Source organism: Acidithiobacillus caldus ATCC 51756 (genome assembly GCF_000175575.2).
Taxonomy (GTDB): domain Bacteria; phylum Pseudomonadota; class Gammaproteobacteria; order Acidithiobacillales; family Acidithiobacillaceae; genus Acidithiobacillus_A; species Acidithiobacillus_A caldus.
Genome location: NZ_CP005986.1, coordinates 975,684 through 990,578, shown reverse-complemented (window position 1 = coordinate 990,578; position 14,895 = coordinate 975,684). Strand labels below are relative to the sequence as shown.

14 protein-coding genes and 1 tRNA gene are annotated in these 14,895 nt (G+C 63.1%); 3 read left to right on the top strand and 12 right to left on the bottom strand.

What is annotated here, in order from left to right; genetic code table 11:
* The first annotated feature begins 44 nt into the window (after positions 1–44).
* The 3 genes from ACAty_RS05010 (at position 45) to ACAty_RS05000 (ending at position 5,296) form a co-directional block, all read left to right on the top strand.
* The gene (locus tag ACAty_RS05010) at positions 45–1,043 is read left to right on the top strand and encodes a LysR family transcriptional regulator (protein ID WP_004871475.1); all 999 of its coding nucleotides are present in this window, start codon (positions 45–47) and stop codon (positions 1,041–1,043) included.
* A gap of 156 nt (positions 1,044–1,199) precedes the next feature.
* The gene (locus tag ACAty_RS05005) at positions 1,200–2,894 is read left to right on the top strand and encodes a proton-conducting transporter transmembrane domain-containing protein (protein ID WP_004871473.1); all 1,695 of its coding nucleotides are present in this window, start codon (positions 1,200–1,202) and stop codon (positions 2,892–2,894) included.
* A complete protein-coding gene (locus tag ACAty_RS05000) occupies positions 2,891–5,296 on the top strand; it encodes a YbcC family protein (RefSeq protein WP_004871471.1) in 2,406 nt (801 codons plus the stop codon). The genes ACAty_RS05005 and ACAty_RS05000 overlap by 4 nt, the downstream gene beginning before the upstream one ends.
* A 261-nt stretch (positions 5,297–5,557) precedes the next feature.
* Here the strand turns inward: ACAty_RS05000 and ACAty_RS04995 are convergent.
* The 12 genes from ACAty_RS04995 to plsX all read right to left on the bottom strand — a co-directional run bounded on the left by ACAty_RS04995 (position 5,558) and on the right by plsX (position 14,887).
* A tRNA-Ser gene (locus ACAty_RS04995) sits at positions 5,558–5,649 on the bottom strand.
* A 63-nt stretch (positions 5,650–5,712) separates the two neighbouring features.
* The gene (locus tag ACAty_RS04990; RefSeq protein WP_014002570.1) at positions 5,713–6,066 is read right to left on the bottom strand and encodes a PilZ domain-containing protein; all 354 of its coding nucleotides are present in this window, start codon (positions 6,064–6,066) and stop codon (positions 5,713–5,715) included.
* Between the two features lie 10 nt (positions 6,067–6,076).
* On the bottom strand, positions 6,077–7,060 hold the full coding sequence (locus tag ACAty_RS04985) for a DNA polymerase III subunit delta' (RefSeq protein WP_004871468.1): 984 nt from the start codon (positions 7,058–7,060) through the stop codon (positions 6,077–6,079).
* On the bottom strand, positions 7,053–7,706 hold the full coding sequence (gene tmk, locus ACAty_RS04980; protein ID WP_004871467.1) for a dTMP kinase: 654 nt from the start codon (positions 7,704–7,706) through the stop codon (positions 7,053–7,055). The genes ACAty_RS04985 and tmk overlap by 8 nt, the downstream gene beginning before the upstream one ends.
* Complete coding sequence (mltG, locus tag ACAty_RS04975; RefSeq protein ID WP_004871466.1) at positions 7,699–8,706, bottom strand: endolytic transglycosylase MltG; 1,008 nt, start codon at positions 8,704–8,706, stop codon at positions 7,699–7,701. Before mltG ends, tmk begins: the two co-directional genes overlap by 8 nt.
* Entirely contained in the window at positions 8,694–9,569 is an 876-nt protein-coding gene (locus ACAty_RS04970; protein ID WP_158007121.1) for an aminotransferase class IV, read from the bottom strand. Before ACAty_RS04970 ends, mltG begins: the two co-directional genes overlap by 13 nt.
* 7 nt (positions 9,570–9,576) lie before the next feature.
* Positions 9,577–10,818: a beta-ketoacyl-ACP synthase II gene (gene fabF / locus ACAty_RS04965; RefSeq protein WP_004871456.1), complete on the bottom strand. Its 1,242-nt coding sequence runs from the start codon at positions 10,816–10,818 to the stop codon at positions 9,577–9,579.
* A 39-nt stretch (positions 10,819–10,857) separates the two neighbouring features.
* Positions 10,858–11,106: an acyl carrier protein gene (gene acpP, locus ACAty_RS04960; RefSeq protein ID WP_004871455.1), complete on the bottom strand. Its 249-nt coding sequence runs from the start codon at positions 11,104–11,106 to the stop codon at positions 10,858–10,860.
* 93 nt (positions 11,107–11,199) lie between these two features.
* The gene (fabG, locus tag ACAty_RS04955) at positions 11,200–11,949 is read right to left on the bottom strand and encodes a 3-oxoacyl-ACP reductase FabG (RefSeq protein ID WP_004871454.1); all 750 of its coding nucleotides are present in this window, start codon (positions 11,947–11,949) and stop codon (positions 11,200–11,202) included.
* The gene (fabD, locus tag ACAty_RS04950; RefSeq protein ID WP_004871452.1) at positions 11,946–12,884 is read right to left on the bottom strand and encodes an ACP S-malonyltransferase; all 939 of its coding nucleotides are present in this window, start codon (positions 12,882–12,884) and stop codon (positions 11,946–11,948) included. The genes fabG and fabD overlap by 4 nt, the downstream gene beginning before the upstream one ends.
* 36 nt (positions 12,885–12,920) lie before the next feature.
* Positions 12,921–13,865: a beta-ketoacyl-ACP synthase III gene (locus tag ACAty_RS04945; RefSeq protein ID WP_004871450.1), complete on the bottom strand. Its 945-nt coding sequence runs from the start codon at positions 13,863–13,865 to the stop codon at positions 12,921–12,923.
* Positions 13,862–14,887 (bottom strand): phosphate acyltransferase PlsX, encoded by a 1,026-nt coding sequence (gene plsX / locus ACAty_RS04940; protein WP_004871447.1) that lies wholly within the window; start codon positions 14,885–14,887, stop codon positions 13,862–13,864. The genes ACAty_RS04945 and plsX overlap by 4 nt, the downstream gene beginning before the upstream one ends.
* Positions 14,888–14,895 lie beyond the last annotated feature (8 nt).

Below are 14,895 nucleotides of genomic sequence, written 5' to 3'. Positions count from 1 at the left end.
CATCCACCTCGCCAACGTCTACCCTAGGGGAGTACGCTTCGCCCATGGAAAATCTACCGTCGCGAGGAGCGCAGTCCCGGTCTCTCAGTACTCTGCTGCGCCAGATCACCTTTCGGCAGTTGCAGGTATTCCTGGCCGTCAGCCACCACCGAAGTTTCACCAAGGCCGCCGATGCGCTGTTCCTAGCGCAGCCGACGGTCTCCTTGCAGATGAAGAAGCTGGGGGAGATCGTGGGGCTGCCTTTGTTTGAACAGATCGGCAAGGAGATCCGCCTGACCGATGCAGGGCAGGATCTCTACACCGCCTGCCGTGAGATCTTCGCCATCGTCGAGAATCTGGAGACACAGATTGCCGACCGGAAAGGGATACGCCGCGGCAGACTGCGTTTGGGCGTCGTCACCACGGCCAAATATATTGCGCCCGAACTGCTCGCAGCCTTTGGCCAGCAATTTCCGGGTATCCAATTCAGCATGACCGTCAGTAACCGCGACGAAATCATCCGGCGCATCCAGGACTCCGAGGACGATCTGTACGTCATGGGACAGGTGCCAACGGATGAGGTGGCGGTCGAGGCGACGCCCTTCGCCTGGAATCCGCTCACGGTCATGGTACCCCGTGGGCATCCCCTCACCCGCCTGGGCAGGCCCGTACCATTGGCGGCCATCGCCGAAGCCCCCTTTCTCATCCGCGAACCCGGATCCGGCACGCGCCACGCCTATCTGCGCCTTTTCGCAGAAAAGGATCTGCGCCCCAACATCACCATGGAGTTGAGTAGCAACGAAGCCATCAAACACGCCATCGCCAGCGGATTGGGCATATCCATCCTCTCCATACACTCCCTGGCGTTGGAGGGGACCGAGGGCCCGGTCGAAGTGCTGGATGCGGAGGGATTCCCCATCCTGAGAAAATGGTACCTGGTATATCCGCGCGACAGGGTGCTGTCCCTGACCGCGCAGAAGTTCATGGAATTCACCATCGCGCAAGAGCAGTTCATCACGGATCGGCTGGTGAAATTGTGGCCGGGTCTGGCCGATCACCTGTGACGAGGTCCGCGACCGGCGCGGGAGCGATATCGGCGGATGCTCCTCGGCATTCGTTTCATTTACCAATATAAATGGTAATAATCACATAATGAAATTGGATTAAATAAACAAGCCCCGGTACTGTCTCTCTCGGCAGTTCTACCCAAGGAGACAGCAATGCAGACCGTAATCTCTATACCCTGGCTTACGGGAGCCCTACTGGCGCTGATGCCGGCGGGGCTCGTCCTCACCGCCTTGCCTTCGGTGCACGCTACCCGCAACGCTGCCCTGGCGACCCGCCAGCGGGTCCGCTGGGCTGCTGCACTGGCGCTCGTGGCCGCACTGGCGGCTGACCTCAGCTATTTCCTGGGCAGCCGGGGAGATTTCGATATCGGCCATCTACCCCTGCCCGGGCTTATCTTTGATCTACCCATTTCCGTGACGGTCGATGGCTTGACCTTGATTCTGGCATCCTTGGTATCGTTCGTGGTGCTCACGATTGCCCAATACAGTGTGGAATACCTGGATGGCGACCCCCATCAGGCGCGCTTCTTTCGCCTGCTCGCCTTCACCGGCGGTTTCTTCTTGCTGGTGGTGGTGTCTGGCAACATCGGCCTGTTCACCATCGCCATCATCGCCACCGGTTTCAGCCTGAACAAACTGCTCAAGTTCTATGGCGAGCGGCCGAAGGCCATCATGGCGGCGCACAAGAAGTCTCTGTTCAGCCGGACGGCCGATCTGTTTCTGCTGGGTGCCACGGGCTTGATCGGCTCCCAGATCGGCAGCTTGCAATTCCGTGCCCTGCGTCAATTCGTCGAACACGCGGACCGAGTGCCGCTCCCCTTGCAGATCGCAGCGTGGTTGATCGTCGGCACGGTCGTTCTCAAGAGTGCACACTTTCCATTTCAGGGCTGGCTGATCCAGGTCATGGAAGCCCCCACGCCGGTATCGGCGCTGATGCACGCTGGGGTGGTCTATAGCGGCGCCATCATCGCATTGCGCACGTCCGCACTCTTGGTTCGGGTACCGGACGCCCTGTGGTTCCTGGGTTTGATGGGCCTCGCCACCGTCCTGATTGCCTCGCTGGTCATGACCACCCAGACGGCCATCAAATCCATGTTGGCGTGGTCGACCACAGCGCAGTTGGGTTTCATGTCTCTGGAATTGGGGCTCGGACTCTTTCCCCTGGCCTTGCTGCACTTGGTGGGACACTCCCTGTACAAGGCGCACGCCTTCCTGTCCTCGGGCAGTGTCACGGACCAGCTGCGCCAGGTATCCCCCGGCGGAAAAAAGATCCCGTCGACGGCCTCGTGGTTGCTGGCGGTACTCGCGGGGATGGCCATTTCCGCAGGAGGAGCCTGGATGTTCGGTGAGGATCCGTTCCGGGATCCCAAGGGTATGGCCTTGGTACTTATCGTCGGCGTGGCGGTAGCGCAGATCCTGGTCAAAGGGCTGCAGTTCGACAACCTTGCCGACGGCCTGATGGCGCTGTTGCTGGGGGTGAGTGCGGGTCTGACCTACCTCGTCCTGCACACACTCTTTGTCTGGGGCTTTACCGCAGACCTGACCCAGGCCACGGTTCCGGTCAATGCACCCTACTTCTGGCTCCTTGGGCTGACGATGCTGGGCTTCCTCGGCCTGAGCTGGATCCAGGGCCCGGGGCGGGGCGTGCTTTCCCAGAGGGTCCAGTTGGTGCTCTTTACCCACCTCTACAACGGCCTGTACGTGGATGTGTGGGTAGAGCGCTTCTCGCACCGGTTCTGGTCCGAGCGTGTGGGCGTTAGCCTGCCGCGCAAGAATCTCGCGGTGGAGTCCTTGCAATCCGTAGCGCGAAATCGGAATGTCATCAGTCAATCCGGAGGTTCCCAATGAGTACCGACAACATGGAAAAAACCGAGCAGCGCTATGACCGGGTGATTCGCAGAATCGCTCCGGTGTGGCCGCTGGATAGCTTCGTCGCCGTCAATCCCTACTGGGGCTTTGCCGATCAACCCGTTGCCGATGCCGCGGCGTATCTGCAGGAAACCGTCGGCGAGCGCGTCATCATGGACCGGCGCTGGTATGCGGACCTGCTCCAGAAGGGCAAACTCAACATGGCCGACATCCTCCAGGCCTCCGTGGATCTTGGCGTGGATATGGATGAGTTCCAGTGGCGGAGCTATCTGCGCGAGCCGGCGGAATTGCCCATGCGTCTGCCACGCCTGCCCGAACTCATGGATCGGCCGGGGCATCCTTCGGTATCGCAGTACGTTGTCGAGCAGATCAGTAGATTCCTTGCGGCCTACTACGACCGCGGGCAGTCGCTGTGGCCATTCCCGAGGGATTGCGAAAAAGGCCTTTTTGGGTCGTGGCGACAGTACACCCTCGTGGATCGCACCCTCCGCGCCATGGGGTTTCGGCGCATGCGCTCTGATCTTCTGGCGGCACCAACCCGCAGCGCCGAAGCTCGGGAATGGGCGCTGCAGATTCTCCAACTTCCGAAAGCGGCTGAGGAGGCCTATCTGTTTGTCCTGCTGAAATCCATTGGCGGGTGGGCCAGCTGGTGCCGCTACCTGCTCTGGCAAGCGGAGTTGCAGGGATCGACGCAGGACGATCTCATGGACCTGCTGACCATTCGCATGGTCTGGGAGGCGCTCTTGCGGCAGACGGCAGAAGCCCGGGTAGTGGAGCGCTGGTATCGCCAGATCCAGGCTTGGAGGATCGACGACAAACGTGAGGACATGGCCGAAGCCCGGCGCGGAGAGGTGCTCCTGCGCGCGTCCGAGATCGCCTATCGGCGGCAGGTGGCTACCAGCATCCGCCGCCAGCCTGTCCAGAAACCGTCCACGCCCCGGGTACAGGCAGCCTTTTGTATCGATGTCCGCTCCGAGGTCTTCCGGCGCCACCTCGAGAGCGTCATGCCGACACTGGATACCATCGGCTTCGCGGGCTTCTTTGGGGTGCTCCTGGATTATCAGCGACAGGGAGATCACGCCCCCAGAACCCAGTCCCCGGTGCTACTCAATCCCCAGGTGCATGTCACGGAAGAGGCCCCTGCAGAAACGGTCCAGCGGCGTTTCCGGCGACTGCGCCGAGGAGCGGAGTGGAAGCACTTCAAGCTCTCCGCGGCTTCCTGTTTTTCCTTCGTGGAAACGGCTGGCCTTTCCTACGTCGGTCGACTGCTGGCGGACACCCTGGCCTGGCACCGTCCCTCGTTGCCGCCGGATGAGGCGGGGCTGACGGAACGTGAGCGCTCCAGCATTCGCTGCGTGCTGCCGACGTCCCTGACGCTGGAACAACGCGTCGCCATGGCGGAGTTCATTCTGACGGGCCTCGGATTGAATCGCGGCGTCGCGCCCATCGTGCTCCTTGTCGGACACGGGAGTTCCACCACCAACAATCCGCACCGAGCCGGACTGGACTGCGGCGCCTGCGCCGGGCAGACCGGCGAAGTCAACGCGCGGGCCGCAGCTGATCTGCTGAACGATCCACAGGTACGTCGGGCACTGGTGGACAAGGGATGGGATATCGATGACCGCTGCCGCTTCCTGGCGGCGCTCCACGACACCACCACGGATCGGGTGAATATTCTGGGGGGCTTGGACGATCCCCGCCTGGACAAAGCCTTGGTGGCTGAGTTACGCGCGGCGCTGGAACAAGCGGCCAACCTTACCCGTCTCGAGCGAATGCTGCGCCTCGAGCCGGATCTGCGGGATCCAGAGGCGGTGGCCCGCAATCTGGAGCAGCGCGGACGCGACTGGTCGCAGGTACGGCCAGAGTGGGCACTGGCAGGAAATGCCGCATTCATCGCCGCACCACGCTGGCGTACCCGAGAGATGAATCTCGCCGGCCGCGCCTTCCTCCACGATTACGACGTGTCCAAGGACCCGGACTACGCGGTGCTGACCCTGATCCTTACGGCACCGTTGGTGGTGGCCAACTGGATCAATCTCCAGTACTACGGCTCCATCGTCGACAACCAGCGGCAGGGCTGCGGCAACAAAGTCCTGCACAATGTGGTGGGTGGGACCATCGGTGTTCTCGAGGGTAACGGTGGCGATCTGCGTGTCGGCCTGTCCGAGCAATCCCTTCGCGACAGCAACAGCGGGCTGCAGCACGAGCCCTTGCGCCTAACGGCATTCGTCGAAGCGCCGCAGGATGCCATGGATCGCATCATTGCTGGTAACGAGACGTTGGGACGACTGGTAAACCACCGCTGGCTCAGCATCGTCCAGATCGGGCCGCAGGGCGATCTCTGGGAGCGGCGCGGCGAGCAGGATTGGGTAGCCATCTGATAGGCAACGGGCAGGGAAAATCCTCTCCTCCCCGGCCATCCCTCTGGCAAAAACGCGATGGGTTCCGTTGAACCTCCCATCGCGTTATTGCGCGTAGACGCTTGGACACCGGGCAACGCCCGGAAAGGAACCACCAGTGTCTGTGGTCCGTAACCTGAGCCGATGCTGCACAAGGGATCGAATCTTCAGCCACCATGTCCGACCAAGGCATTTTGTGGTGGAATGCGAGTTCAATAACGGATTGGTAGCGGGATTTGTGATTGGCGGAGAGGGTGGGATTCGAACCCACGTGGGGCTATTAACCCCCATCCGATTTCGAGTCGGCGCCGTTATGGCCACTTCGGTACCTCTCCAACAGGTGCCTACAGTAATGCAGGACCGCCACCGGAGCAAGCCTCAGGGAGGCGTCCCGGCTCTCAGAAGGTCAGTACGGGGCCGGCGTGCTCCGGGAGGCCAGAGAGGATGTTCTGGATGCGGGTGAGCACGCCCGAGCGATCGTTCATGAAGCGGATACCAATGGCTGCCGGATAGCCGTCGCGATTGTCCCTGGGGGTTACCCAAACCACTCGACCTGTTACGGGCGCGCGCGGCTGGTTGTCCGGAAGGCTGATCATGAGCAGCACCTCGGTGCCCATGGGCAACAGGTTTGGGGTTTCGACCAGTACTCCTCCACCGCGAATGCGGGGCATGAAGTAGCGCTGCACCGAGGCTGCATCACGCAGCACCACAGACAAAGCCCGCGCCCCCGTGCTCTCACTGCCGCCATCCATGGCCACCCCCTTACCCGTTGCTTACCCAGCGCCAAAGACGCTCTTCCAGAATATACTGGACCTGAAGATGCTGCCGCTGTTCCCGCTCCAGCGTCAACCAGCCCTGCAATTCGGCCCAGATATGGGATACCGCCCAGTGCGCCGCTGCATCCCGCAATGCTTGGATGTAGTCGACATTACGGATCTTGTCCAGACCCAGGTGGAGAGACAGCATATCGCCGTAGACGCTGAGCATGAGTTCGCGAAAGAAAGGCAACTGTTCGCTTTTGCTCCAGTGGTCCACCAGACGAAAAAGGGCATTGGCTTGGGGACGATGGCGCAGCTCCAGAAGTTTTTCCAGGGCAATGTGCCGTTGTCCGAGCCAGCCTTGGGTATGCAGGCGCATCGCCAGTAACAGTCGATCGCTACAGAACTGAATGAGCTGTGCTGCTTCCTCCGCTGTCACGCCCTGTTCCACCAACCAGGCACGGCCGGCCGCAGGGTCCTTGGGCATGGCGGGCAGGCGTAGGCAGCGGGAGCGGATGGTGGGCAGAAGGCGGGCGGACGCTGCCGAACTCAGTAGGAGATGCGCCCCAGGGGCAGGCTCTTCCAGGCCTTTGAGTAGCGCGTTGGCAGCGGCAACGGAAAGACGCTCCGCAGAATCGATGCGCAGCCAACGGCGGGCACCGAGCTGCGGGCGATACGCCAGAAATTCCAGCGCATCGCGTACCGCATCGATTCCGATATCCCTATCCTCCAGCGGCGCCAGGCGCCGATAATCGGGGTGCTCTGCGTGCGTCAGCAAAAGACAGGAGCGGCACTGGCCACAGGCGGCGTGATCGGCGCCCGGCTCGAGGCACAGGGCCGCCGCCTCGAAGTCCTCCAGGATCTGGGGAAGAAAGCTATCGGGATGTCCCTGGGCCAGCAGCGATTGCGGCAGTCTGCCTGCAAACATCTGTTGCAAGAGCTGTGCGTAACGCCGATACGGCTCGGGAAGCGCCGACACCTCACGCATGGGCAGGGCTCGGCAGGCATTCTGCGAGCACCGACGCCAGCTGCTGCTCCACCTCCGCCAGCGTGCCATTGGCACAGATCCTGCGGTAGCGTCGCGGCTCCGCAGCCATGCGCGCAGCGTAGACGCGCCGGGCCCGTTCGAAAAACTCCAGCGACTCCCGTTCCAGACGATCGGGATTGCGGGCACGAATCCGCTCGGCGCCAATGGCAGGATCCACATCGAACCACAAGGTCAGATCTGGGCTACGGGGGAGCCTCGTCCAGCGGGACAGCGACTGGATGCGCTCTATGGGAAACGCGCGCCCGCCGCCTTGATAGGCAAAGGTGGAGTCCTCGAACCGATCGCAGAGGACCAAGGCACCGCGCTGCAGGGCGGGCAGAATCTTGCGGCGCAGATGCTCGTGACGGCCGGCATAGAGCAGTAGCAACTCCTCCTCGACACTGAGCTCGAGGCCGGGATCGAGAAAAATGGCGCGCAGCGCCTCGCCCAGCGGTCCACCGCCCGGCTCTCGGGTGATCTCCACGGACCATCCCCGGTCCATGCAATAGCGCTGCACGAAAGGCAACGCGGTACTTTTACCGGCACCCTCGATTCCTTCAAGGGTCACGAAGAAGCCCGTTCGGTAGAACTCACCCAGTTCAGCCATGGGCTGCCTTCCCTCCCTGCAGATAGTGGCGTATCTGGCGCAGATGCTCGGCATAATCCTGCGAGTAGTGATACTGGCCATCCTTGGCTATGAAATAGAGATCCTTGGTCTGGGCCGGGTGCAGTACCGCCGCCAAAGCCTGGAGGCCGGGCATGGAGATGGGCGTCGGCGGCAGACCAGGGTGCAGATAGGTATTGTAGGGACTGGCCACCCGCATGTCCGCGGGACTCAGTTTGCCGCGGTACTGGTCGCCCAGGGCGTAAATTACCGTGGGATCCGATTGCAGCGGCATCCCCAGGCGCAGCCGATTGAGGAAAACGGCAGCGATCCGTTCTTGCTGGGCGGCTGGCGCGCCTTCCTTCTGGACGATGGACGCAAGAATCAGGGCCTGGTAGGGTGTCTGCAGTGGCAGATCCGGCGCGCGACCGGCCCATAGGCGCTCCAGCTCACGATGCATCCCGCGGGCGGCGCGCAGCAGCACGGCCGTGGCCGGATCGCCGGGCACATAGCGGTAGCTGTCGGGCTGTAGAAGGCCCTCTGCCGAGCGCACCCGCCGCCAGCCCGCCTGTCGCAGCAGGACCGCGAGTGCTTCCCGAGGCGGCAGGCTGTGTGCGTCCAGGTATGGGGCCTGGCGGGCCAGATCGTAGACCTGCTGCAAGCGAGTGCCTGGGACGATGGTGAAGTTCAGAGGTACCGAACGGCCGGCGATGAGGTCGTCCAAAATGGTCAGGCCCCGCACGCGTCCCTGAAAACGATATAGTCCCGCATGCAGCGGCGGGCGTCCCCGCAGCACCCAGGACAGGCGGAACATCCACGGCTGGGCCAGGACCTCGGCCTTTTCCAACTGGGCAAAGACCGCATCGGCGCCACTACCCCGAAAAATCACCACATCCGTAGGCCCGATGGTGCGTGGCCAGTAGAGGGCATACAGGAAATCGCCCACCACCAGCAGGAAGAGCAGCAAAAAGGCCTTTAGAGAGGCGCGAATCAATCTCCCCACGTTGCCCCCAGGCCCAGTTCACGGTGTCTTGCCAAGAGCTTGCGTGCCAGCGCCCCCTCGGCGCCCGGAAGCCTTTGACCGGCGCAGTCACGTACCGCCCAGACCCCGATGAGAGAATTGCAGAAAAAGACCTCATCGGCGGTCGCCAGGGCCTCGGCTCGGACACGGGTGTATTCCACCGACCAGCCGCGTCGGCGCAGCGCGTCCAGGATCACATCCCTTTGTATGCCAGGGATGCCGCCGTCCCAAAGATCGGGGGTGAGGATGGTATCGCCACGACGCCAGAAGAGATTGGACTGGATACCCTCGCGGAGTCCCCCGTGGGCATCGCACAACCAAGCCTCATCCCACTCTGCCGGACAGACTCGCCGAGCCATGATCTGGTTGAGCCGATTGAGACTTTTCACGGTAAGGTAGGACGCTCCTGTCTGCAGGGGTAGGGGGCATGGACCGACGACGATACCTTCCTGCCAGAGCCCGGCGGGCCGCCTGGGCCACTCCCACAGGCTCAGGCTGGCTTCGCCGGGGGAACTCGCGGGTGTCCGGTAGCCTCGCCCCTCGGCCCGCACCAGGGTCAGTTTGAGCACGCAGCGCACCGGCAGAGCCCGAGGTTCCAGGCCCTGACGCAGACGTCGCCAGCTTGCCGCCCAGAACTTCGGCGGCGGCGGCGCAATTCCCAGAAGCGCCGCCCCGCCGGCCATGCGCCGCAAATGGTGTCGCCAGAACAACGGCCGACCATCCACCACGGCAATGGTCTCGAAAATGCCGTCACCATAGGCCGCCGCTCGAGAGACAGAGCTAGGTGCACACGGGCCCTGCGCTGTGACGATCTCTCCCCTTTCCAGGGCGAGGAGAGGAGTCACCGGATCCTCAGTCGCGGTGACGCCGCAGCACCAGCGTGCTGTTGGTACCCCCAAAACCGAAGGAGTTGCTGAGGGCCACTTCCACCTGGCTATGGCGTGCCACCAGCGGCACGTAATCCAGATCGCAGCCGCCACTCGGTTCGTGCAAGTTGATGGTGGGGGGAAGTATACCGTGGTGAAGCGCGAGCACCGTAAACACCGCCTCGATACCACCCGCGGCGCCCAGCAGATGCCCGGTCATGGATTTCGTCGAACTCATGGCGAGTCGTCGGGCGTGATCGCCAAAGACGGCATGCACCGCCTGAGTCTCGGCAAGGTCACCGAGGGGTGTCGAGGTACCGTGGGCATTGATGTACCCCACCTCTTCGGGCTCGGCACCGGCGTTGCGCAAGGCCAGACGCATGCAGCGCGCCGCACCCTCACCCCCGGCCACGGGCTGGGTCATGTGATAGGCGTCGGCACTCATGCCGTAGCCTGCCAGTTCCGCGTAGATCCGCGCGCCGCGACGCAGGGCAAACTCGCGCTCCTCCAGGATCAGCACGCCCGCCCCTTCGGCCAGGACGAAGCCGTCGCGATCCTTGTCCCAAGGACGGCTGGCCGCCTCGGGATCGTCGTTGCGGGTAGACAGCGCCCGCGCTGCCGAGAACCCGCCCAGACCCAGGGGGCTGATGGCCGCTTCGGCGCCACCGGCGATCATCACGTCCGCATCACCGTACTCGATGAGTCGCGCGGCCTCACCAATGGAATGCGTGGCGGTGGAGCAGGCGGTTGCCATGGCGATATTGGGGCCCTTGGCACCGTAGAGAATGGAAACGTGCCCAGACACCATATTGATGATGCAGCGCGGGATGAAAAAGGGCGAAATGCGCCGCGGTCCGCTTTCCATCACCACCTGGTGCTCGGCTTCGATGCCGGGCAAACCGCCGATTCCCGAACCGATGGACACCCCTACCCGTTCGGAAATTCCCTCGTCGATCTGCAAGCCCGCATCTTCCACGGCCTCCATGGCTGCTGCCAGACCGTAGTGAATGAAAGGCTCCATCTTGCGGGCTTCTTTGACGGGCAGATATTGCCCCACGTCAAAACCCTTCACCTCACCGGCAATCTGGGAGGCATAGGGGGTCGGATCGATGCGCGTGACGCGGGCGATACCGCTGCGCCCGGCAACGATGTTGTCCCAGGCCTGCGGCACCCCAACACCCACCGGCGAAACGATTCCGAGCCCAGTGACAACCACCCGTCTTTTCAAGAAAAAGTCTCCCGCCAAGGATCGATGCCGCGGCTTGCCTCAGGCATCCTGCTTGGGCAAATGCGCGCTGATGTAATCAATGGCCTGCTGCACGGTGGCAATCTTTTCAGCTTCTTCGTCCGGAATCTCACAGTCGAACTCTTCTTCCAGGGCCATCACCAGTTCCACGGTGTCCAGGGAATCTGCACCCAGATCGTCCACGAAGGACGCCTCGTTGGTGACCTCATCCTCGTTGACTCCCAGCTGTTCCACGACCACTTTCTTCACACGTGCTGCCACATCATCCATGGGAGAAGCTCCTCTGTTGGTGAAAGTTATTTTCCGCCAGATTGGACCACAGCGACTGCGGTCCTGTAAAGGTAAAAAGGTCCGTTGACGGATTCATTCCATCCACAAACCGCCATTGATGTGTAGGCTCTGGCCGGTGATATAGGCGGTCTGCGGCCCGGCCAGCCAGGCCACCGCCGCGGCCACTTCCTGCGCCTGCCCAAGACGTGCCGCGGGAATCTGGGCCAGTAGCGCCTCGCGCTGCGCCGCGGGTAAAGCAGCGGTCATGTCGGTTTCGATGAAGCCCGGCGCCACGCAGTTGACGGTAATGCCCCGCGCCGCCACTTCCCGCGCCAGTGCCCGGGTAAATCCGGCCACGCCGGCCTTGGCCGCGGCATAGTTGCTCTGCCCGGGATTGCCCATGCTGCCCACCACCGAGGTAACGTTGATGATGCGTCCACACTGCGCCTTGAGCATACCGCGCAGGCACAGGCGACTCAGGCGGTAGACGGCGCGCAGATTGGTGTCGAGCACACGATCCCAGTCGTCGTCCTTCATGCGCAGCAGCAGTTGATCGCGGGTGATGCCGGCATTATTGACCAGGATGTCCACCGACCCCAGCTGGGCGACGATCTCACGCACAACGGCATCCATGGCGGCATCGTCGGTGACGTCGAGGACCATACCCAGTCCGCCCCGATCCCCCAGGCGCGCGCCAATGACTTCGGCACTAGCGGCACTGGTCGCCGTACCCACGACGCGCGCGCCCGCCGCCGCCAGCCGCTCGGCAATGGCGGCGCCGATACCGCGGCTCGCCCCCGTCACCAATGCAACCTTTCCCTGCAATTCCATGGCCGCGCTCATCCCAGCAGTTCCAGGGTGGATCTGAGGCTCTTGCGGTCCTCTACGTGTACCATGGTCAGGCTCGGCTCGATGCGTTTTCCAAGCCCAGACAGCACGCGTCCGGGTCCCATCTCCACAAAGGTGGTGGCTCCCTGGCGCGCGAGGAAGCGTATGGTCTCCGTCCAGCGCACTGGCGCCGTCAACTGCCGCAGGAGCGCGTCGCGAATGGCAGCGGGGCTGCTGTAGCTTTGCACATCGGCATTGTGCACGACCATCGCCTTGGGCGCGCGAAACTCCACGGCCTCCAGGGCTTCGCGGAAGGCTTCCTGCGCCGGCGCCATCAGCGCGCAGTGACTCGGCACACTGACGGGCAGCACCACGACCCGCTTGACGCCGGCGCTCCGCGCCGCTTCCACCAAACGATCCACGGCGGCTTTTTCACCGGCCACCACCACCTGTCCCGGTGCGTTGTAGTTGGCCGCCGACAGCACCGCGCCTTGCGCCAGTTCCTGGCAGAGGGCACGCACATCCTCATCGGCCAGGCCGATCAGGGCGGCCATGGCCCCCTCTCCCTCGGGCACTGCCGCCTGCATCAGGCGCCCGCGCGTGGCCACCAGCGGGATGGCTGCGGAAAAATCCAGGGCGTCGGCGGCCACCAGCGCCGTATACTCACCTAAGGAGTGGCCAGCCAGAAAATCGGGGCTGGCACCGCCCTCCTCCTCCCACACCCGATACACGGCGAAGCCCGCCGCCAGCATGATGGGCTGGGTCCACTGGGTCTGCTGGAGGCGCTCTGCCGGGCCTTCCTGTACCAGCTTCCAGAGATCCTCGTGGAGGAGATCGGAAGCCTCGGCAAAGAGCTCTGCCACGAGAGGATGGGACGATCCAAGGTCAGCGAGCATTCCCTGGGACTGTGAGCCCTGACCTGGAAAAACGAAGGCAACGGAACCGAGCAAGACAACCTCCTTAGATGAAGCGTTGGCGCCCGCTGACTACAGCCAGCGCAACAAAGCCGAACCCCAGGTAAACCCCCCGCCAAAGGCTTCCAGCAGGAGCCGCTGCCCGGGCCGAAAGCAGTGACGCCGGGCGGCATCGTCCAGGGCCAAGGGCACCGATGCCGCCGACACATTGCCGTGGTGCGCCACCGTCGTCACTACCCGCTCCATGGGCAGTCCGAGTTTGTCTGCCGTAGCCTGGATGATGCGGATATTGGCCTGGTGCGGCACCAGCCAGTCGATGTCGCTACCTTCCAGGTCATTGGCAACCAGGGTCTCCTGGACGATCTCCTCCAGAGTACGCACGGCCATACGGAACACCGCATTGCCTTGCATGGTGAGGTAATCGGCGTCCACGGGCACCTGAAGCAGGTCGGCATAGCGACCGTCGGCGTGCAGGTGGGTGGAAAGGATACCGGGCACGTCGCTGGCCGATAGCACCACGGCTCCGGCACCATCGCCAAACAGTATACAGGTGCTGCGATCGTCCCAGTCCACGATGCGCGACATCTTCTCGACACCCACCACCAGGGCGTGGCGTGCGCCACCGCTGCGGATGAAGCGATCCGCCGTGGCCAGGGCGTAGATGAATCCGGTGCAGACCGCCTGCACATCAAAGGCGGCAGCGCCGCGGTTGCCGAGACGACTCTGCAGGAGGCAGGCGGTACTGGGAAAGATCTGATCTGGCGTCGTCGTTGCAACGACGATCAGGTCCAGTGCATCCGCCCCCAGTCCGGCTGCTTCCAGGGCGCGTCGTGCCGCCACCGTGGCCATGTCCACCACGCCCTCATCCGCCGCTGCGATGTGACGGCTGTGGATACCCGTGCGCGCCACGATCCACTCGTCGCTGGTATCCACCCTTTGGCTGATCTCGTCATTGCTGAGGACCCGCTCGGGAAGATAGGAGCCGGTTCCCTGCAGGCGGCTGTATGGGGACGTCACGCGCTGCTGCGGATGGCCTGAGCCAATCCCTCCTGGATGACCTTGGCAATCTCGGCCGTGAGACCTTGCCGAGCCTCGGCAATGGCTACTTCCACCGCGCGCGCAAAGGCGTAGCGATCGGCGTTGCCGTGGCTCTTGATGACGATACCGTTGAGACCGATGAGCGTGGCCCCGTTGTATTGCCGCGAATCCAGACGCCGGCGCAGCTTCTGCAGGATGGGCCGATTGATGAGGTAGGCCAGGCGCCCGTAGAGGCTGCCCGAGTACATGTGGCGCAACTCGTTACGGATCATGGCTGCTAGGCCCTCGGAGGTCTTCAGGGCCACATTGCCCACGAAACCGTCACAGACCACCACGTCGCATTGACCCCCGTAGATATCGGAACCCTCGACATTGCCGATGAAATTCAGATGACTCGCGCGCAGCAACGAGCCGGCTGCCTTGACCAACTCGTTCCCTTTTATTTCCTCGGAACCGATATTGAGTAAACCCACGCGCGGAGCCACCGTACCCGTTACCTGCTGGAACAGTACCGAGCCCATCACCGCAAACTGCAGCAGGTGCTCGGCGTGGCAGTCGACATTGGCACCGAGATCCAGCATCAACACGCGGCCGTTCTGGGAGGGCAGAAACGTGGCTATGGCAGGTCGATCGACGCCGGGCAGGGTGCGCAGGAACACCTTCCCCATGGCCATGAGCGCACCAGTATTGCCCGCACTCACCACAGCATCGGCGGCGCCCGTGCGCAGGCGGTTGATGGCTACATGCATGGAGGAATCCCGCTTGCTGCGCAGAGCCTGGGCCGGGGACTCGTTCATGGCGATGACCTGAGAAGCCGGACAGACCTCGATCCGCGTCGATCCCTTCAGTCGCGAGTGCGCTATTTCCCGCCGCAGGATCTCCGCGTCCCCCACCAGTTGAAAATCCACGTCCGGGTGGTTTTTTATGAGACTCGCCAGAGCGCGCACCACCGTGCGCGGACCCGAGTCCCCGCTCATGGCATCTACCGCAATACGCGTCAAGATCGGTT

Bases quoted from the DNA above. Each gene is read 5' to 3' on its own strand.
- ACAty_RS05005 (WP_004871473.1), top strand. From the start codon at position 1,200: ATGCAGACCGTAATCTCTATACCCTGGCTTACGGGAGCCCTACTGGCG.
- ACAty_RS05010 (WP_004871475.1), top strand. From the start codon at position 45: ATGGAAAATCTACCGTCGCGAGGAGCGCAGTCCCGGTCTCTCAGTACT.
- acpP (WP_004871455.1), bottom strand. From the start codon at position 11,106: ATGGATGATGTGGCAGCACGTGTGAAGAAAGTGGTCGTGGAACAGCTG.
- ACAty_RS04985 (WP_004871468.1), bottom strand. From the start codon at position 7,060: ATGCGTGAGGTGTCGGCGCTTCCCGAGCCGTATCGGCGTTACGCACAG.
- fabG (WP_004871454.1), bottom strand. From the start codon at position 11,949: ATGAGCGCGGCCATGGAATTGCAGGGAAAGGTTGCATTGGTGACGGGG.
- ACAty_RS04990 (WP_014002570.1), bottom strand. From the start codon at position 6,066: ATGGATGGCGGCAGTGAGAGCACGGGGGCGCGGGCTTTGTCTGTGGTG.
- tmk (WP_004871467.1), bottom strand. From the start codon at position 7,706: ATGGCTGAACTGGGTGAGTTCTACCGAACGGGCTTCTTCGTGACCCTT.
- ACAty_RS05000 (WP_004871471.1), top strand. From the start codon at position 2,891: ATGAGTACCGACAACATGGAAAAAACCGAGCAGCGCTATGACCGGGTG.